The sequence below is a fragment of the Sphingomonas sp. BRN-1R genome, assembly GCF_057748035.1.
The window spans coordinates 1,876,270-1,893,920 of the sequence record NZ_CM173236.1; the positions used below are offsets into that span (position 1 = coordinate 1,876,270).

At 67.9% G+C, this 17,651-nt stretch carries 18 protein-coding genes; 11 read left to right on the top strand and 7 right to left on the bottom strand.

Going from position 1 to position 17,651, the window contains the following annotated elements; translation table 11 throughout:
* Together AC3ANX_RS08650 and AC3ANX_RS08655 are read left to right on the top strand one after the other, a co-directional pair.
* A complete protein-coding gene (locus tag AC3ANX_RS08650; RefSeq protein WP_488336913.1) occupies positions 1-1,995 on the top strand; it encodes a putative bifunctional diguanylate cyclase/phosphodiesterase in 1,995 nt (664 codons plus the stop codon).
* Positions 1,996-2,072: 77 nt separating this feature from the next.
* The gene (locus AC3ANX_RS08655; protein WP_488336589.1) at positions 2,073-2,633 is read left to right on the top strand and encodes a DUF4142 domain-containing protein; all 561 of its coding nucleotides are present in this window, start codon (positions 2,073-2,075) and stop codon (positions 2,631-2,633) included.
* 49 nt (positions 2,634-2,682) lie between these two features.
* On the opposite strand, the gene AC3ANX_RS08660 is transcribed toward AC3ANX_RS08655, so the two are convergent.
* A complete protein-coding gene (locus AC3ANX_RS08660; protein ID WP_488336590.1) occupies positions 2,683-3,681 on the bottom strand; it encodes a 2-hydroxyacid dehydrogenase in 999 nt (332 codons plus the stop codon).
* Positions 3,682-3,775: 94 nt separating this feature from the next.
* Between AC3ANX_RS08660 and AC3ANX_RS08665 the strand changes: the two genes are divergently transcribed.
* From AC3ANX_RS08665 to AC3ANX_RS08685, 5 genes are read left to right on the top strand one after another with little or no spacing between them, the layout of a single operon-like run.
* Positions 3,776-4,267 carry an SH3 domain-containing protein gene (locus AC3ANX_RS08665; protein WP_488336591.1) on the top strand — a complete coding sequence of 164 codons (492 nt, stop codon included), beginning with the start codon at positions 3,776-3,778 and terminating at the stop codon, positions 4,265-4,267.
* 11 nt (positions 4,268-4,278) lie between these two features.
* Positions 4,279-4,740, top strand: coding sequence for a GNAT family N-acetyltransferase (locus AC3ANX_RS08670; RefSeq protein ID WP_488336592.1), 462 nt, complete (start codon positions 4,279-4,281; stop codon positions 4,738-4,740).
* Between the two features lie 53 nt (positions 4,741-4,793).
* Complete coding sequence (locus tag AC3ANX_RS08675) at positions 4,794-5,048, top strand: hypothetical protein (protein ID WP_488336593.1); 255 nt, start codon at positions 4,794-4,796, stop codon at positions 5,046-5,048.
* The gene (locus tag AC3ANX_RS08680) at positions 5,041-5,796 is read left to right on the top strand and encodes a prepilin peptidase (protein WP_488336594.1); all 756 of its coding nucleotides are present in this window, start codon (positions 5,041-5,043) and stop codon (positions 5,794-5,796) included. Before AC3ANX_RS08675 ends, AC3ANX_RS08680 begins: the two co-directional genes overlap by 8 nt.
* Positions 5,793-6,248 carry a hypothetical protein gene (locus AC3ANX_RS08685; protein ID WP_488336595.1) on the top strand — a complete coding sequence of 152 codons (456 nt, stop codon included), beginning with the start codon at positions 5,793-5,795 and terminating at the stop codon, positions 6,246-6,248. The genes AC3ANX_RS08680 and AC3ANX_RS08685 overlap by 4 nt, the downstream gene beginning before the upstream one ends.
* Here AC3ANX_RS08685 and AC3ANX_RS08690 read toward each other — a convergent pair.
* The 3 genes from AC3ANX_RS08690 to AC3ANX_RS08700 are packed head-to-tail and all read right to left on the bottom strand — an operon-like array spanning position 6,220 to position 8,503.
* The gene (locus AC3ANX_RS08690) at positions 6,220-6,678 is read right to left on the bottom strand and encodes a c-type cytochrome (RefSeq protein WP_488336596.1); all 459 of its coding nucleotides are present in this window, start codon (positions 6,676-6,678) and stop codon (positions 6,220-6,222) included. The two genes, AC3ANX_RS08685 and AC3ANX_RS08690, sit on opposite strands and share 29 nt — an antisense overlap.
* A gap of 8 nt (positions 6,679-6,686) precedes the next feature.
* Positions 6,687-8,093, bottom strand: a complete 1,407-nt coding sequence (locus AC3ANX_RS08695) for an MFS transporter (protein WP_488336597.1) — start codon at positions 8,091-8,093, stop codon at positions 6,687-6,689.
* A complete protein-coding gene (locus AC3ANX_RS08700; protein WP_488336914.1) occupies positions 8,090-8,503 on the bottom strand; it encodes a cupin domain-containing protein in 414 nt (137 codons plus the stop codon). Before AC3ANX_RS08700 ends, AC3ANX_RS08695 begins: the two co-directional genes overlap by 4 nt.
* A 116-nt stretch (positions 8,504-8,619) precedes the next feature.
* Here AC3ANX_RS08700 and AC3ANX_RS08705 point away from each other — a divergent pair, with 116 nt between their 5' ends.
* Positions 8,620-8,979 (top strand): hypothetical protein, encoded by a 360-nt coding sequence (locus AC3ANX_RS08705; protein WP_488336598.1) that lies wholly within the window; start codon positions 8,620-8,622, stop codon positions 8,977-8,979.
* Between the two features lie 3 nt (positions 8,980-8,982).
* Here the strand turns inward: AC3ANX_RS08705 and AC3ANX_RS08710 are convergent, their stop codons facing one another.
* A complete protein-coding gene (locus tag AC3ANX_RS08710; RefSeq protein ID WP_488336599.1) occupies positions 8,983-9,495 on the bottom strand; it encodes a hemerythrin domain-containing protein in 513 nt (170 codons plus the stop codon).
* A gap of 117 nt (positions 9,496-9,612) precedes the next feature.
* Between AC3ANX_RS08710 and AC3ANX_RS08715 the strand changes: the two genes are divergently transcribed.
* Entirely contained in the window at positions 9,613-10,338 is a 726-nt protein-coding gene (locus AC3ANX_RS08715; RefSeq protein ID WP_488336600.1) for a phosphatase PAP2 family protein, read from the top strand.
* On the opposite strand, the gene AC3ANX_RS08720 is transcribed toward AC3ANX_RS08715, so the two are convergent.
* Positions 10,325-12,622 (bottom strand): ATP-dependent helicase, encoded by a 2,298-nt coding sequence (locus AC3ANX_RS08720; RefSeq protein ID WP_488336601.1) that lies wholly within the window; start codon positions 12,620-12,622, stop codon positions 10,325-10,327. The two genes, AC3ANX_RS08715 and AC3ANX_RS08720, sit on opposite strands and share 14 nt — an antisense overlap.
* Before the next feature lie 251 nt (positions 12,623-12,873).
* Between AC3ANX_RS08720 and AC3ANX_RS08725 the strand changes: the two genes are divergently transcribed.
* Together AC3ANX_RS08725 and AC3ANX_RS08730 are read left to right on the top strand one after the other, a co-directional pair.
* A complete protein-coding gene (locus AC3ANX_RS08725; protein ID WP_488336915.1) occupies positions 12,874-14,511 on the top strand; it encodes an inorganic phosphate transporter in 1,638 nt (545 codons plus the stop codon).
* A 93-nt stretch (positions 14,512-14,604) separates the two neighbouring features.
* Positions 14,605-15,240: a peptidylprolyl isomerase gene (locus tag AC3ANX_RS08730; RefSeq protein ID WP_488336602.1), complete on the top strand. Its 636-nt coding sequence runs from the start codon at positions 14,605-14,607 to the stop codon at positions 15,238-15,240.
* Between the two features lie 20 nt (positions 15,241-15,260).
* On the opposite strand, the gene AC3ANX_RS08735 is transcribed toward AC3ANX_RS08730, so the two are convergent.
* Entirely contained in the window at positions 15,261-17,564 is a 2,304-nt protein-coding gene (locus AC3ANX_RS08735; RefSeq protein WP_488336603.1) for an FdhF/YdeP family oxidoreductase, read from the bottom strand.
* Between the last annotated feature and the right edge of the window lie 87 nt (positions 17,565-17,651).

Below are 17,651 nucleotides of genomic sequence, written 5' to 3' on the forward strand. Positions count from 1 at the left end.
GTGGAAGAAGGGTTGCGCACCGGCACCGGAGCCACGCCGCTGTTCATCCTGTCGTTCCGCCAGCGCGACGAACTTGCGGCGCTTGCCGGCGGCGCCGGCTGGCAGGTGGTGGCGGCGCGGCGCGCGGCCGGTGTCGAGCGGCGCTTCCTCGCCAGCGGTGCGGCGGTCGCGGTGATCGACGCGCGCGGTGCGCTCGCCGACGGGATCGCCGGCGCGCGCGTGCTCGGCGGTGCGATCGAAGCCAATGGCGGCGCGATGCTGGTACTGGTCTCGCGCGGCGATCATGAGGCAATCGGTGCGCTCTACGATGTCGGCGCGACGCATTTCCTGTCCAGCCCGTTCGGCGAGACCGAGTTCGTGCAGGCGCTGCGCTACGCCGCCCGCCACGCCGGGCGCATGGCGGGCGAGTGGCGCGCGGCCGGAGTGCCCGAGCCGCTCGGCTGGCGGTTCGATACTGCCGAACGCACGCTGCTGCTGACGACCGGTTTCGCACGGCTGCTGGGTACGGACGAACAGCCCTCCATGCGCACGCTGCTGCGCCGGCTCGATTCCGCGGATCGCTCGGCCGCGCTCGCTGCGTTGCGGCGGTTGTCACCCGCGCGTCCCACCACGGCGTTCGCACACGATGTCGCGGGGATCGGCCGGATCGTGCAGCATCTCCACCATGACGCCACCGCACGCCGCGTCGATGCGATCGTCGAGCCGCTCGGCAGCGCGCCCGAGCCGACCGCCGAACTGCGCGAAGCGCTCGCAGGCGCGCGAGACGCGGGCTCGGCACGGCGCTGGATCGGGCGGCGGCTTCGCGAGGACGCGGCCGAGCCGCTCTATGCGATGCTGGTCGCGCTCAACCGCTTCGACATGATCAACACCGCCTACGGCCGCAGCGCGGGCGATGCGCTGTTGCGCGGCGCGCTCAAGCGGATCGAGGATGCGGTGCGCGACGTGCTCGGCCGCGAGGCGTTGATCTCACGGTTGAGCGGCTCCTCCTTCCTCGTCGCGGCACGTGCCCCACGCGCGCGCATCGAGCTGGCGGCCGAACGCATCGCTGGCGAACTTGCGCGGCCGTTCGTCGCGGGCGAGACGATCGCGGTGCTGGGCTGCCGGATCGGAGTCGCGCAAGGCGTGAGCGGCGACGAGGCGGCTGCGCTGCTGCGCCGCGCGAGCGAGGCGCTGGCGGAGGCACGCGAATCGGACAGTGCCACCCTGCGCGTCGCCGAGCCGAGCGATGGTGAGGCGCCGATCGAATCGCTTGCGATCGCGCTCCACCACGCGATCGAACGCGGCGAGATCGAGATCCTGTTCCAGCCGCAGGTTTCGGTCTCGACGGGCGCGATCGTCGGTGTCGAGGCGCTGGCACGCTGGGAACACGGCACGCTCGGCACGATCGGCGCGGAGACGCTGTTCGCCGCCGCCGCGCGCGCCGATCTGGAGATTGCACTCTCCGACCATATCCAGCGCATCACGCTGGAACGTGCCGCCGCCTGGCCCGCCGCGCTCAGGCGGCTGCGGCTGTCACTCAACCTCACCGCCGCCGACATCGCGCGCCCGGGCTTCGCCGACCTGTTCCTGGACCGTGTCGACACCAGCGGTTTCCCGCGCACGCGGCTGACGCTGGAGATCACCGAAGGCGGGCTGATCGAGGATCTCGGCATCGCGGGCGGGCTGCTTTCCGCGCTGCGTACCGCCGGGTGCCGGATCGCGATCGACGATTTCGGCACCGGCTATTCGAGCCTCGCCTATCTCAAGGCGCTGCCGCTCGATTACCTCAAGATCGACAAGAAGCTCGCGCAGGACATCACCGGCACCCCGCGCGACCGGGTGGTGGTGCGCGGGGTGATCGACATGGCGCGCTCGCTTGGCCTGACTGTCATTGCCGAGGGGGTCGAGACGGTCGAGCAGCTCGAACTGCTCGCGACCGAAGGGTGCCAGTTATATCAAGGCTTCCTGTGTTCCGAAGCGGTGACGACAGCCGCGCTGGTCGCGTTGATCGACTGAAGCGGACGAAGTGTCCGCCAGGCAGGAACTCTTGAGGAGGCGGGCTGTTTGAGCCGCATCCAAACAGGAGATCTGCCATGAAACTCTCGACCGCCATGATGACGGGCCTCGCGCTCGCCTGCTCCACTCCGCTGTTCGCGCAGGCGCGGCTCAGCCCCAGCGACGTGGGCGTGTCGCCGATGACCGGCACCTCCGCGACCGATTACGTCAAGCTCGCCGCCGATGGCGACCAGTACGAAATCCAGTCGAGCAAGCTTGCGCTGACCAAGAGCAAGCGCGAGGACGTGAAGGGCTTCGCACGCCAGATGATCGCCGATCACACCCAGACCACGCAATCGCTCAAGGCAGCGCTGTCGAACCCGGATCGCAAGATCACGCCGCCTTCGACGATGTTGTCGAGCGCCAACAAGTCGAAGATCGACCTGCTGCGCAAGGCGCCCAAGGGCACGTTCGACCAGCTGTATCTCCAGCAGCAGCTTCAGGCGCACCAGACCGCCTGGTCGCTTCAGGATGGTTACGCGACCGACGGTCAGGATCCGGCGCTGAAGCAGGTCGCATCGACGGCGGTTCCGATCATCGAGCAGCATATCTCGATGCTGAAGGGCATGACCGGCGCGGCTGGCAGCAATCCGATGTAACCGGGCTGGCGGGCGTGCGCCGGCATGATGCCGGGCGCGCCCGCAACCGTCAGGCCCAGCCTTCCAGCACCTGATCGGGCGGGCGGTGCCCGTCCGCCCAGGCGCGGATGTTGCGGATCACCTTCTCGCCGGTCGCCATTCGCCCCTCGAACGTGGCGGAGCCCATGTGCGGGGTCATCACCACATTGGGCAGCGCGAGCAGGCGCGGGTCGATCTCGGGTTCGTGCTGCCATACGTCGAGCCCCGCACCGGCAAGCCGCCCTGCCTCGAGCGCGTCGACCAGCGCCTCTTCATCGACGATGCCGCCACGCGAGGCGTTGATGAGATAGACGTGAGGGCGCAGCAGTGCGAGGCGATGCGCGTCGAGCATGCCCTTGCTCTCGGCATTGAGCGGCGTGTGGATGGTGAGGATGTCGATCGCGCCGAGCATCGCGTCCACACTGGCGTGCCACTGGGCGCCGAGTTCACCCTCCAGCACCTTCGGCAGGCGTGAGCGGTTGTGATAGTGGATCGTCAGCCCGAAAGCGCGGGCGCGCCGCGCCACCGCCTGGCCGATCCGCCCCATGCCGATGATGCCGAGCGCCTTGCCGCCGATGCGGTGCCCGAGCATCCCGCCGGGGCTCCAGCCGGTCCACTGGCCCGAGCGCACGAGCTTTTCGCCCTCCGCCAGCCGGCGCGGCACGGACACGATCAGCGCCATCGTCAGGTCGGCAGTATCCTCGGTCAGCACGCCGGGCGTGTTGGTGACGATGATGCCGCACGCGCGCGCCGCCTTGAGGTCGATATGGTTCACGCCGGCGCCGAAATTGGCGATCAGCTTGAGGTTCGGCCCGGCTTGCGCGATCAGTTCGGCGTCGACCGCGTCGGTGACGGAGGGGACCAGCACGTCGCACGTCGCCATCGCGGCGGCGAGTTCGTCGCGGGTCAGCGTGCGGTCCTCGCGGTTGATCGTGGTGTCGAACAACTGCTCCATCCGCGCCATCACCGCATCGGTGAGTTCGCGCGTGACGATGACCTTCGGGTGAGCGACGCGTCTCGTTTCGGGCATATACCGCGCTTGGCGAAGCGATGCGCCCACGTCAACGCTGTTGAAGCGCGCTTGCCGCACGCGCTAAGCAGGCCCGGCCCAGCAAGGAATGTGTATGCGTTTGCGTGATCGTATGATTTTGGTGTTTGCGGCACTTGCCGTGTCGGTGCCCGCAGTGGGTGCGCTGGTGCAGAAGCACACGCCGTATTACGCCTCGATCTCGGCGGCGAAGGCGCGGATGCGCACCGGCCCGGGCCGCACCTATCCGGCCATCTGGCTGTACCAGCGCGCCGATCTGCCGGTGAAGGTGCTCGATACCTACGATCACGGCACCTGGCTCAAGGTCGAAGACCCGGGCGGCACGCAAGGCTGGATCATGGGCGCGCTGATCCGCGATACGCGCACCGGTTTCGTGATGGGCACCCCGGTCGACATGCTCGACCAGCCCGAGCCCGGCACGCGCGTACGCTGGCGCGCGGCGGCGGGCGTGGTCGGGCGGCTGAGCAAATGTGCGCGCGGCTGGTGCTATTTCGACGTCCACGGGCAGGGCGGCTATGTCGAGGCGATCCACCTGTGGGGTGTCGAACCCGATGAGGTATTCCCCTGACGCCGCCTGCGATGCGGTTCGAGCGCGATGATCTGTCGCGCGCGGCGGTGGTCGATCTGGTCGAACTGCATCTGCGCGCGGCCTTCGCGAACTCGCCGCCGGGCGCGGTGTTCGCGCTCGATCTGACCGGCCTGCGTGATCCGGCGGTGACGCTGTGGACTGCGTGGGAGGGGGATGTGCTGCTCGGCATGGGCGCGCTGAAGCGGCTCGATCCGCGCCACGGCGAGATCAAGTCGATGCGCACCGCGCCCGATCACGTGCGTCGCGGCATCGGCGCGGCGATGCTCGCTCACCTGATCGGCACAGCGCGTTCGGCGGGGCTGACGCGCCTCAGTCTCGAAACCGGCGCCAACGCGCCGTTCGCGCCCGCCCGCGCCATGTATGCGCGCGCAGGCTTCACGCCGTGCGCGCCGTTTGCCGACTATCGCGACACCGCGTTCAGCCGCTATTTCGAGCTGCATCTCGACGCCTGACCTTGCGCCGTATCAAGCTGGCGCGTGGGTGCGCGGGGCTCTACGGCGGAGATATGGATACACTCACCACCGTGCTCAAATGGACCGCTTCGGGCGGCGGGATGATCGCGGCGGCGATGGTCGCGCTCGATCTGGGTCGGCGCGCGACCGGCTGGGGGCAGGTGCTGTTTGCCGTGTCGGCTTTGTGCTGGATCGGCGGCGCCATCCTCACCCGCGACTTCGCGCTCGGCACGCAGAACATCGTGCTGCTGGTGATCGATCTGTTTGGCGCCTATCGTTACCTGATCCGCAAGAAGCCGAATGGCTGAGACGCTGCTGTGGCCCGTGCTGCTCGGCTTGCTCGGCGCGGTGATCGGCAGTTTCGTGGCGACTCTGGTGCTGCGCTGGCCACAAGGGCGATCGGTGCTGCGCGGGCGCTCGCAGTGCGACGGCTGCGGGCGGACGCTCGCACCGCGTGATCTCGTGCCGTTGCTCAGCGCGGCGCTGGCGCGTGGGCGCTGCCGAACGTGCGGCACGGCGATCGACCCGCTGCACTGGCGGGTCGAGGCGCTCGCGCTTGCGATCGGCGTGGCGGCGGGGCTGGCGGTGCCGGGGCCGGACGGGCTGGCGGGCGCGGTGTTCGGCTGGCTGCTGCTCGCCCTCGCGGCGCTCGACGTGACCGAATACTGGCTCCCCGATGCCGTGACGCTGACGCTCGCGCTTGCCGGTGTAGCGAGCGGCGCGCTGGGGGTTGAGCCGCCGCTTGCCGACCGGCTGATCGGCGGGGCAGGCGGGTTCGCGGCGCTGTGGCTGGTCGCGTTCGGCTACCGGCACATGCGCGGGCGCGAGGGGCTGGGCGGCGGCGACCCCAAGCTGTTCGGCGCGATCGGGCTGTGGCTCGGCTGGCGGATGCTGCCCGTGGTGCTGTTCCTCGCCGCACTGACCGGGCTTGCGGTCGTGCTGGCGGGGATGCTGCGCGGGCGGGCGGCGCGGCTTGACGATCGCGCTCCGTTCGGCGCGCTGCTCGCGGTGGCGGCTTACCCGGCGTGGCTGTTCCTGTTAGGATCGGCGGCATGATGTTGCTGCTTCTGCTGGCCGCCGCCATGCCGCGCGAGGTGCCCAAGCTTGCCGCGCCGCCGCCGCCGACACAGATCGAAGGGCTGCCGATCGACGTGCTGCCCAAACAGGCGCTGCCCGCCACCGGCTGCGCCGCTTTCCTGTGGACTGCGACGCAGACGCGTACGCTGGTCGCCATGGCCGCCGCCGAGCCGGCGCATCTGCGGCTGGCGCTCGACGGCGCCGTGGTCGATCTCCCCAGCGTGAACACGCGCGGCGCGGCGAGCTTCGGTCTCGCGGAGACGACCGATTATGCTGCCCCCGGCGTTCGCGCCACGCTCGACCTGAAGATCGAGACGCGCGGCGACGTGGTGAAGGGCGGCGTCATACCCGAAGGCTCGCTCCGGCTCGACCGCGACGGCAAGGACGGCGTCGTCGTCCCGGTTACCGGGCTGATCGGCTGCGCGGGGTAGCGGCGGCGGGTAGCGGCCGGTTCGATCCGTTGTCGTTGAGGAAGCGGATCACGTCGGCGCGGTCCATGCCGTCGCGAAGCCCGGCGAAGTGCATGTTGGTGCCGGGCGCGAATCGCGCCGGATCGGTCAGCCACGCGTCGAGCCGCTCGAACGTCCAGTCGCCGCCGACCGCTTGCAGCGCGGCGCTGTAGTTGAACCGATCGCTGCTCTGCGCGAGCGGGCGGCCGACGATGCCGTACAGGTTCGGCCCCGCGCGGTCGCCTGTGCCTCGCGCAATGCTGTGGCACGCGGCGCATTGTGTGAAGATCGCCGCGCCCGAACGCGCATCCGCTGCCGCCAGCCGCTCCGCCAGCGGCGCGGCGGCAAGCCGGGGATCGCGCGGCGGTGCGGACGTGCAGCCGGACACCAGCGCCAGTACCGCGAAGGCCATGCGTGTCCTCACCGCACTTGTTCCGCCGGCTGGACGTCCGACGTTTCGACCATCTTGGGATTACGAACAGACGGCCGCAGCCGCGCGACGCTGCACAGCCCCGCAATCACGCCGAGCCCGGCGGCGACCAGCGGCGGCGTCCGTCCACCGCCCACGCCCAGCGCGAGCAGCAGCGCCACCAAGGTCGCGCCGGTGGTTTGCCCGACCTGCCGCACTGTCGAGACGAGGCTGCCCGCCGCCGCCGCGCGGTGCGTCGGCGCCGAACCGACGATCAGCCGCGCATTGGGTGGCAGGAACAGCCCGAACCCTGCGCCGCACAGCATCATCCGCCACACGATATCGACATAGCCCGCATCGGGCGGAAGAAAGGCGATCAGGCACAAGGCGGTGACGGTGATCGTCATGCCGATCCCGCCCAGCACGCCGGCGGGTATCCGGTCGGACAGGAAGCCCGCGGTTGGTGCGATGAAGATGTTGGTGAGCGGCCACGGCGCCAGCACCGCGCCGACCTCGGCAGGCGTCATGTGAAACTCGTGCTGCATGCGGAACGGGAACGAGATCAGCAACGTCATTGATGCGACGAACGCGGTGTACGAACTCAGCACCGATAACGCGATGATCGGGCGCGCGAGCAGGTCGATCGGCAGGATCGGGTTCGCCTCGTCCCGCTGACGCCGGACGAAGAAAACACCGACCGCGACGCCCACCGCGACGATCGCCGCGGACACCACCGGGCTGTCGCCGTGGATGCCGGTTTCCACCCCGCCGATCACCAGACCGAACATCGCCGCGCACATCACCGCGCCGAGCGGATCGAACGGCTCCGCACGCGGCTCGGCAGCCGGCAGCGCGCGGCCGAGCAGCAAGGAGGCGATCGCGAACGGCACCGCACTGGCGAACACCCAGGGCCACGGCGCCACCGCCAGCACCAACCCGCCAAGCGTCGGCGCGAGCGCGTTGGCGCTGGTGACGACGACGGTGTTGAGCCCAAGCCCGCGGCCGAGCTGGCTTTTGGGATAGATCGAGCGGATCAGCGCCGACGATACGCTGAGCGCCGCCGCCGCGCCGATCGCTTGCGCCGCGCGCACGATCAGCAGGAACGGCAGGCTCTTGGCGAAGAAGCACAGGATCGTCGCAACGGTGAACACCATCTGCCCGATCTGGTACATGCGCTTCAGTCCCAGCCGATTGCCAAGCGCCGCGAACGGCAGCAGCAGCATGACGAGGATCAACTGGTAGATCGTCACGATCGAGACGACCGAACTGCTGTCGACGCGCAGATCGCGCGCGATCGTCGGCAGCGCGACGTTAGCGATACTGCCGTCGATCATGATGAGCGCCGACCCGCACGATACCGCGCCGATCGCGAGCAGGCGGCGCGGCATGGGCAGGCCGCCGGTCGCGTCGCCGCTCATCTTGGCGGCGCCCAGCCGGGCGTGGGTAGTGGCGCCCAGCCGGGCGGGGCGAGTTCGAAGCCCGCGAAATCGAACCCCGGCGTCACCACGCAACTCACCAGCGCCCAGCCGTGTCGCGCCTCGGCCGATTGCCAGGCGTTCGCGGGCACCAGCGCCTGCGGATCGTCGCCGCTCAGCAGCCGTTCCTCGCTATCGATCAACAGCGCGAGCGGTGCGCCCGCGTGCCACAGCCACAGTTCGGCGGCATCGACGCGGTGCCAGTGCGAGCGTTCGCCCGCGTCGAGCAGGAACAGGATCGCGGTGGCGAGCGCACGCCCGCCGTCCGGCGCCGGCTGGCGCAGTGTCTCGCGATACCAGCCGCCTTCGGGGTGCGGCGCGAGAGCGAGCTTGGCGACGAGCGGGTGCGGCATGATCGCTTCGCGATATGGCGCGCGCGCGCGAATGTCCAACCGGCGATTGCGTGACACGCATCCTGTGCATGCCATCGTGCGCCTTGCACACTTGCTGCGCTGCGGTGGTTCGCGCTATGGGCGCCGCCACTTCCTTATTGCCCGAAGACAGACCTTTGAAAGACTCACCCGCAGGCGACGTACCCACCGTTTTCGAAGGCATCGTGCGCCAGCGTTGCCTCGCCGCGACCTATAACCGGACCGAGGTGACGCTCGCGCCGCATGTGATCTACACGCGCCACGGCGACCTGTTCATCGACGGTGTCGTGCTGGAGCGCGACGGTCGCCCGCCCAAGGAACTGAAGCTCGGCACCTTCAAGCTGGCCGGGCTTACCGGGCTTCGCCTCACCCCGCGCGCGTTCAAGGCGAACCCGCTGTTCTCGCCCAGCGACCCGAAATATACCGACTCGGCGCTGATGACGGTCGAGCTGACCTGAGCGTCAGTCGAGCGGCTTGCCCTTGAAGATCAGGTCGCCAAGCTGGCGTGCGCTCGGCGCGCCGGCGTAGCTGTGTTGCGCGGCCGTGCCGGCGCCGCGTTGCGCGGGCAGATGCGGGTAGAGGCTGGTTTCCTCCGCCTGGATACAACGCTTCAGCCGGTGCAGCAGCCCGCGCGCGGAGCGGAGATAGTCGGTCCATTCCGCCGCGCTGGCGAACGTGCCCCAACGGCGGACATGCTCCTTGAAGTCGGCGATCAGCCGTTCCTGTTCGTCGAGCAGACGCGCCGCCTCGGCAGCGACCTGCGGGCGAGGGTCCGCCGCGAGCGGGCGCAGCACCGTCACTTCCTCATGCGCGCAATGCTGCATCAAGTCGCGCGCGAACGCCCAGCGCCGCGACGCCAGCGCCGCGAACGTGTCGGGACGCGGCTGAAGCAATTGCCGTTCATGGCCATCGATCGCCTCGATCAGGCGGCGATGCTCGGCCAGCAGTTCGGCAAGCTGGGTAGGCGGGGCCAAGGTCGACATCTCCGGTGGCGGGCTTACGCCATCCGCTTCTAGCGGTCGGTAGGTGAGCGAAAGGTTACGCCGAAGGCCCGTAGCACTACGGAAATCGCTGGCCGCCCGGCTTGGCCGGTGGCACGTCCGCCGGATATGGTTGACGATATAGCAGAAGAAGACGCGCCGCGCGCGCTCGTTTGGCTGTGGCCGCTGCCCTCGCTGCTGGCGGCCTCGGCATTGCTGCTCGGCGCGCACATCGCGGTCGTGCTGACCGGGGGGCGCAGCTTCGGTTTCGATGCGCCGATCCTGCTCGCCTTGCGCGTGCCGGGGCATCTCGACGTGCCGGTCGGGCCGATGTGGTTGCGCCAGTCGATGATCGACCTGTCCGCGCTGGGCGGGTTCACCCTCATGTGGCTGTTCGGCGGATCGGGCATCCTCGCGCTGATCGTGCTGGCACGCCGAGCCGAAGCGGCATGGATCGCGACCTCGCTGATCGGCGGCTCGTTGCTCTCCACCGGGTTGAAGGACGTGATCCACCGACCCCGCCCGGCACTGGTCCCCCACCTCGTCTGGGTGGATAACGCCAGCTTCCCGAGCGGCCATGCGCTGATCTCCGCCGCCACCTATCTGACGATCGCGCTGATGCTTGCGGGCATCGAACCGCGCCGCGCGGCGCGCGCGGCGATCGTGTGCTTCTTCAGCGCGATCGTGATCCTGATCGGGTGCAGCCGTGTGTACCTGGGCGTCCACTGGCCGAGCGATGTGCTCGGCGGCTGGTGCTTCGGCACGGTTTGGGCGCTGGCGGTGTTCTGGGTGAACCGGTGGCTGCGCAGGCGGCGGGCGCCGGTCATCCGAGGCTGACGAACGTATCCATCACCCGTTTGCGGCCGGCGTCCTCGAAGTCGATCTCTAGCTTGTTGCCCTCGATGATAGCGATCGTACCGTAGCCGAACTTCTGGTGGAACACGCGCATGCCGACGCTCAGATCGGAGCGCCCCTTGTTGCCGAGGCTCACCGCGCTCGCCTTGGCCTCCACGATGCGGGTCGGCTCGCGCGAGAAGGTGCGGCTGGTGAAGGCGCCACCTTCCTTGACGCTGGCCGCGCGCTGCCAGCCGGGGCCGCGCCCGGTGCCGCGCGCGACGTCGGCGAACGGGTCGGCGCGTTCGGACCAGTTGGCGCGCCACAGGCTCTCGCCGCCCGACATGCTGTTTTCGCTTTCGATATGCGCGTGCGGCAGTTCGGCGACGAAGCGGCTCGGGATGCTCGACGTCCACTGGCCGTAGATACGGCGGTTGGCGGCGTGGAGGATCACCGCCTTCCGCCGCGCGCGCGTGATTGCGACATAGGCGAGCCGGCGTTCTTCCTCGAGGCTGGCGTTGCCGCCCTCGTCGATCGCCCGTTGCGAGGGGAATAGCCCTTCCTCCCAACCGACCAGGAACACCGTCTCGTATTCGAGTCCCTTGGCGGCGTGGATCGTCATGATCGTCACCTTGGCCTCGTCCGCCTGTGCCTCATTGTCCATGACGAGGCTGACGTGTTCGAGGAATGCGCCGAGGCTCTCATACTCCTCCATCGCGCGGACGAGTTCGCTGAGGTTCTCCAGCCGCCCCGACGCCTCGACCGATTTCTCCGCCTGAAGCGCGCCGGTATAGCCGCTCTCGTCGAGGATCTGCCGTGCCAGTTCGGCATGCGGCAGCTCGCCCGCCATCTTGCGCCAGCGGGCGAGGTCGATCACGAAATTGCTCAGCGATTTGCGCGCCGCGCCGGTCAGCTCGTCGGTGTCGAGGATGCGCGCCGCCGCCACGCTCAGCGGGATATGCTCGGCGCGCGCGAGCATGTGGAGCTTCTGCACTGCCTTGTCGCCCAAGCCCCGCTTGGGCACGTTGACGATGCGTTCAAACGCGAGATCGTCGGCCGACTGATGCACCACGCGCAAATAGGCGAGGGCGTCGCGAATCTCCGCGCGCTCGTAGAAGCGGAAACCGCCGATGATGCGATAATTCATCCCGATCGCGATGAAGCGGTCTTCGAACTCGCGCGTCTGGTGCTGCGCGCGCACGAGGATGGCGATCCGGTCGAGCGACTGGCCGTTCCGCTGCGCCGCCTCGATCTCATCGCCGACGCGGCGCGCCTCCTCTGGGCCGTCCCACACGCCGAGCACCTTGACCTTCTCGCCGTCGGGCTCCTCGGTCCACAAGGTCTTGCCGAGCCGCCCGCTGTTGTTGGCGATCACGCCCGATGCGGCGGCGAGGATGTGCGGGGTCGAGCGGTAATTCTGTTCGAGCCGGATCACCTTGGCGCCGGGAAAATCCTTTTCAAACTTGAGGATGTTCTCGACCTGCGCGCCGCGCCACGAATAGATCGACTGATCGTCGTCACCGACGCAGCAGATGTTTTTGCGCTCCTGTGCGAGCAGGCGGAGCCAGAGATACTGGACGCTGTTGGTGTCCTGATATTCGTCGACCATGATATATTTGAAGCGGCGCTGATAGTCGGCCAGCACCTCGCGCTCGCGTTTCAGGATGGTCAGCATGTGGAGCAGCAGGTCGCCGAAGTCGCAGGCGTTGAGCGCGGCGAGTCGCTCCTGATAGCGTTGGTACAATTCGCCGCCGCGTCCGTTGGCGTAACGCTCGCTCTCGCCCGCATCGATCTCGCGCGGGACGAGGCCCTTGTTCTTCCACTCGTCGATCAGCCCGGCGAGGCTGCGCGCCGGGAAGCGCTTCTCGTCGATGTCGGCGGCGAGGATGAGTTGCTTCAAGAGCCGCAACTGATCGTCGGTGTCGAGGATGGTGAAGTTCGAGTGCAGCCCGACCAGTTCGGCATGCCGCCTGAGCATCTTCGCGCCGATCGCGTGGAACGTGCCGAGCCACGGCATCCCCTCCACCACGTCGCCGACCAGCCGGCCGACGCGCTCGCGCATCTCGCGCGCGGCCTTGTTGGTGAAGGTGACGGACAGGATCTCGCTCGGATACGCGCGCCGCGTCGCGAGCAGATGGCCGAGCCGCGCGGTCAGCGCCGCGGTCTTGCCGGTGCCCGCGCCGGCGAGCACCAGCACGGGGCCTTCGGTGGTGAGCACGGCGTCGCGCTGCGGCGCGTTCAGGCCCTTGATATAGGCGGGGTCGGCGGTGGATGCGGGGAGACTCATCGGCGAACAGGTAGGGAACGCGAGCGCCGAGGGCAATGTTTGATGCGCAGCGGCGTCCGCACGTGTCTGCTCGAACGCGGCGAGGTGACGGCGCGAGCCTCGCTGCGGGCCGGTCGATGGTTGCCGATGCGACAAATGCAGATTAAGGGCCGCCGCAATATTCGGTGTGGGTGACGCACCGTTCGATGCTGCGTCGCAGTACGTTGTGTCATCACATGGTAACAGAAGCAGGCCACGCCGATTTTATGGATATGTCCACCACCGCGCCCCCATCCGTGGGTGAGCGCTCAGGCGGCGCGCCGCATCTCGACCGACCCTTGCATCCGGCGGCGCGCTGGATCTTTGTTGCGACTCTGGTGGGCGCGCTCGGCTATGCCGGCGCGAGCATCCTGTTCGATACCGCACAGGCGGGCGAGGGGCTGGCGATCGCCACCTTCGCCTTCCTCGGGCTGGCGCTGCTGATCGCGCTGGGGTTCGAATTCGTCAACGGCTTCCACGATACCGCCAACGCGGTCGCGACGGTGATCTACACCCACTCGCTGCCCGCCCCGGTGGCGGTGATGTGGTCGGGGTTCTTCAACTTCCTCGGCGTGATGTGTTCGAGTGGCGCGGTCGCCTATGCGATCGTCACGCTGCTGCCGGTCGATCTCATCCTGCACGTCGGATCGAGCGCGGGGTTCGCGATGATCTTCGCGCTGCTGCTCGCGGCGGTGATCTGGAACCTGGCGACGTGGTTCGTCGGCCTGCCCAATTCGTCGAGCCATGCGCTGATCGGCTCGGTGCTCGGCGTCGGGCTTGCCAACCAGTTGCTCCACGGCGGCAATGGCGCGTCGGGCGTGGACTGGGGTCAGGCGCAGAAGGTGTTATCCGCGCTGCTGTTCAGCCCGGCGGTCGGCTTCGTCGGATCGCTGGTGCTCCTGCTCGTGATGAAGCGCGTGCTGCGGAACCCAAAACTGTACGACGCCCCGGCGACCGATGCGCCGCCGCCCAAGGGCATCCGCGCGACGCTGATCGCGACCTGCACCGCCGTCTCCTTCTTCCATGGCAGCAATGACGGGCAGAAGGGCATGGGGCTCATCATGTTGATCCTGATCGGCTGCGCGCCGACCGCCTATGCGCTCAACCGCACCATGCCGGCGAGCGCGACGCCTGCCTTCATCGCCACCGCCGATGCGGCAGCGAATGCGTTCCGCGCGCACGGCGGCGTGGCGGGGCCGGATGTCGGCGCGGCGCGCAAGGCGCTGACGCGCGCGCTGGAGACCAAGCAGCCGATCAACCCATCGGTTTATGGTGCGATCGACACGCTGTCGCACGATGTGAGTACGCGGATCGCCAGTTATGGCTCGCTCGACCGGGTGCCGGCGGCGGCGACGCCCAATCTGCGCAACGACATGTACCTGCTGCAAGGTGTCGCACAGGCCGTCACCAAGGATGACGCCTCCAAGAAGACCTTCTCGCCCGAGCAGTTGAAGGCGATCGGCGCGTACCAGAAGAATCTCGAGCAGGGCACGCGCTTCATCCCGCTATGGGTGAAGATCATCGTGGCGGTCGCGCTCGGGCTCGGCACGATGGTGGGGTGGAAGCGGATCGTCGTCACCGTCGGCGAGAAGATCGGCAAGTCGCACCTCACTTACGGAATGGGCGCTTCGGCGGAGATCGTCGCCGCCTTTACGATCATGACCGCCGATTTGTTCGCAGCGCCGGTTTCGACCACGCACATCCTGTCGAGCGGTGTCGCCGGCGCCTCCGTGGCGAGCGGCAACGGGTTGCAGACGCGCACCATCGTCAACATGGTGCTGGCCTGGGTGATGACGCTGCCGGCGGCGATGCTGCTCTCGGGCGGTCTGTACTGGCTGCTGCTCGGCGTGGTGAAACTGTCGGCGGGCTGATCCGCGCTATTTCCGCTGCAACCTCCATGCTGCGGTTGCGTAAAGCAGGTGTCCGCCCGTAACCGGGGCGACGATGCCTGAGTGGAGATTTGCGTGCGACGTCTTGCCGTTAGCCTTGCCGCCATCCTTCTGATCGCGGCCGCACCCGCCGAACCGCCGATCGTGCGCGTCCGGCTCGATACGTCGGCGGGGCCGATCACGCTCGCGCTCGACTATCGCCACGCACCGAAGACGGTCGCCAACTTCCTGCAATATGTCGATGACGGCCGGCTCGACGGGACCGATTTCTACCGCGCCTCGCGCAAGGCAGGGCATCCCGACCTCGGTTTCGTTCAGGGCGGCATCGGCACCGATGCGCGCCGCAAGCTCGACATGCTGCCGCTGGAGCCGACCAGCAAGACCGGGCTGCGCCACGTCAACGGCGCGATCTCGATGGCGCGCTACGCCAATCCCAATTCCGGCTCGGCCAATTTCTCGCTGCTGGTCGGGCCGAGCCCCAATCTCGATGCGAAGCCGGGTTCGCCCGGTTACGCGGTGTTCGGCCATGTCGCCGGCGGGATGGACGTGGTGAAGCGCATGCTCGCCCTGCCGACCGCGCCGGGCGGTGACGAGGAGATGAAGGGGCAGATGCTCGTCCACCCGATCGCCATCGTCCGCGCGGTGCGGCTCGACGGCACCGCCAAGCCGACCGGACGCCCCAAGGTGTGGATCATGTTCAAGGGGCTGTAAGAGCCACAGCCCCTTGAACGTCAGGCGACGATCCGCACCGGTACGCCCTTTGCCGCCGGCGTCTTCGACTCCTCGTCATGATACCACAGCGGCACCAGCGGGTTCATTTCCGGATAATAACCGCCGATGCAGCCGCGCGGGAGCAGGAACGGCGTCACCGTCAGCCCGCCGACCTTGCGATCGACATTGTCGTCCGCGTCCGAAGCCAGGCCGACCACCTGGCCGACCTTCAACCCGGCCGCCTCGATATCCTCCGGGTTCATCAGCAGCACGTCGCGGGTACCCTCGATCCCGCGCAGCCGGTCCGAATAGCCGTAGATCGTGGTGTTGAACTGGTCGTTCGAGCGCATCGTCATCAGCCGGAAGCGGCCCGGCGCATCGCCGACGCCCATCGCGGACAGCTTCGTGGCCACGGTGAAGTTGGCCTTGCCGCTCTCCGTCTTCCACACCCGTTCACGCGCCGAATTGCCGCGATAGAAGCCACCCGGCGTGAACACGCGCTGGTTGAAGTCGTAGAACTGCTCGGGATAGGTCTCCTCGATCAGATCGCGGATCAGGTCGTAATTGCCGACCCATTCGTCCCAATGCACCTTGGGATTGGCCGGCAGCGTCGCCTTGGCGATGCCGGCGACGATCGCGGGTTCGGACAGCAGATCCTTGCTGGCGGGGGTGTTCTTGCCGAACGAGCCGTGGATGCAGGACAGCGAATCCTCCATCGTCACCTTCTGCGCGCCGCTCGCCTGCATGTCCTCCTCTGAACGGCCGAGGCACGGCAGCAGATAGGCGACCTCGCCGTGGACGAGGTGGCTGCGGTTGAGCTTGGTGGCGATCTGCACGGTCAGCCGCAGCCGCGACCATGCCGCCTCCATCTTCTCCTGCTCGGGGATCGCGCGGATGAAGTTGCCGCCGAGCCCGATGAACGCGCGCACCTCGCCAGAGATGATGTTCTCGCACGCCTTGACGGTGTTCATCCCCTCCTCGCGCGGCGGCTCGAACCCGAACTGTTCAGCGATCTTGTCGAGCGGCACCAACTCCGGCTTTTCCGAGATGCCGACCGTGCGCTGGCCCTGCACGTTGGAATGGCCGCGCACGGGCGAGATGCCCGCGCCCTCGCGCCCGATATTGCCTTTGAGCAGCCACAGGTTGGTCAGCGTGGTGAGATTGTGAAAGCCATGGAAATGCTGGGTCAGCCCCATGCCGTACATGCAGATCGCGCGCTTTGCCTGAACGTAGATCTCGGCAGCTTCCTCGATGTCGGCGCGGGCCAGACCGCTCTCGCGCTCGATCTCGTCCCAACTGGTCGCATCGGCCTGCGCCTTCATCTCGTCGAAGCCGGCGGTGTGCTGCTTGATGAAGTCGACGTCGAGGACGTGGAGCTTCTCCTCCGCCCACTTCTTCTCCTCGGCCGCGAGGACATATTTGATGAGGCCCATGATCGCAGCGATATCGCCGCCGGTCTTCACCTGAAGGTACAGGGTCGAAATCTGCGTCGCCTTGGGGGTGAGCATCTCGACCGGGCTCTGCGGGTTCTTGAACGATTCGAGCCCCTTTTCCCTCACCGGATTGAAGGTGACGATCTTGCACCCGCGCTTCACCGCTTCCTGCAAAGGGTGCAGCAGCCGCGGCGAGTTCGTGCCCGGGTTCTGCCCGAAGAAGAAGATCGCGTCGCACGTCTCGAAATCGTCGAGCACACAAGTGCCGACCGGCGAGCCGATCACCTTCTTCAACGCGACCGACGTGGTTTCGTGGCACATGTTCGAGCTGTCGGGCAGGTTGTTGTGCCCATAGAGCCGCGCGAACAGCGCGTAGAGATAGCTCGTTTCCAGGCTGGCGCGGCCTGACGAGTAGAAGATCGCCGATCCCGGATCGAGCGCCTTCAGCTCCGCACCGATCGCGGCGAATGCCTCGTCCCATCCGCACGGCACGTAGGTGTCGCTCGCGCGGTCGTACCGCATCGGGTGGGTCAGGCGGCCCTCCTGTTCGAGATCGTAATCCTTCCAGCCGCGCAGTTCGGTCACGGTGTGATCGGCGAAGAATTTGGGCGTGCAGCGCCGTGTGGTCAGTTCCCAAAGGGTCGCCTTCGCGCCGTTCTCGCAGAATTCGAAGGCATGCGGCTTGGCGGGTTTGCCCCATGCGCACGAGACGCACATAAAGCCGCCGACCTTGTTCTGCCGCCGCAACGTATCGAGCGCGCCCGGAGAGGTGCGTTCGCGCAAAGCCGTCTCGACGATGCCGCGGACCGAGCCCCAGCCGCCCTCGCTGCCCTCGTAATGGACCGTGTCCTTCTCAGCCGTCACTCGCCGTCTCCTTGTGCGCGAACCCATACCGCGCGGCGCCGACCCAAAGGGAGTCACGCCCGATGGGGCGACGCGCAAGACGCGATAAGGTTGCCGTCCAGACCCTATACTCCG

Coding starts and splice junctions, on each gene's coding strand:
- AC3ANX_RS08655 (WP_488336589.1), top strand. CDS start 2,073: ATGAAACTCTCGACCGCCATGATGACGGGCCTCGCGCTCGCCTGCTCC.
- AC3ANX_RS08660 (WP_488336590.1), bottom strand. CDS start 3,681: ATGCCCGAAACGAGACGCGTCGCTCACCCGAAGGTCATCGTCACGCGC.
- AC3ANX_RS08665 (WP_488336591.1), top strand. CDS start 3,776: ATGCGTTTGCGTGATCGTATGATTTTGGTGTTTGCGGCACTTGCCGTG.
- AC3ANX_RS08670 (WP_488336592.1), top strand. CDS start 4,279: ATGCGGTTCGAGCGCGATGATCTGTCGCGCGCGGCGGTGGTCGATCTG.
- AC3ANX_RS08675 (WP_488336593.1), top strand. CDS start 4,794: ATGGATACACTCACCACCGTGCTCAAATGGACCGCTTCGGGCGGCGGG.
- AC3ANX_RS08680 (WP_488336594.1), top strand. CDS start 5,041: ATGGCTGAGACGCTGCTGTGGCCCGTGCTGCTCGGCTTGCTCGGCGCG.
- AC3ANX_RS08685 (WP_488336595.1), top strand. CDS start 5,793: ATGATGTTGCTGCTTCTGCTGGCCGCCGCCATGCCGCGCGAGGTGCCC.
- AC3ANX_RS08690 (WP_488336596.1), bottom strand. CDS start 6,678: ATGGCCTTCGCGGTACTGGCGCTGGTGTCCGGCTGCACGTCCGCACCG.
- AC3ANX_RS08695 (WP_488336597.1), bottom strand. CDS start 8,093: ATGAGCGGCGACGCGACCGGCGGCCTGCCCATGCCGCGCCGCCTGCTC.
- AC3ANX_RS08700 (WP_488336914.1), bottom strand. CDS start 8,503: ATGCCGCACCCGCTCGTCGCCAAGCTCGCTCTCGCGCCGCACCCCGAA.
- AC3ANX_RS08705 (WP_488336598.1), top strand. CDS start 8,620: ATGGGCGCCGCCACTTCCTTATTGCCCGAAGACAGACCTTTGAAAGAC.
- AC3ANX_RS08720 (WP_488336601.1), bottom strand. CDS start 12,622: ATGAGTCTCCCCGCATCCACCGCCGACCCCGCCTATATCAAGGGCCTG.
- AC3ANX_RS08725 (WP_488336915.1), top strand. CDS start 12,874: ATGTCCACCACCGCGCCCCCATCCGTGGGTGAGCGCTCAGGCGGCGCG.
- AC3ANX_RS08735 (WP_488336603.1), bottom strand. CDS start 17,564: ATGGGTTCGCGCACAAGGAGACGGCGAGTGACGGCTGAGAAGGACACG.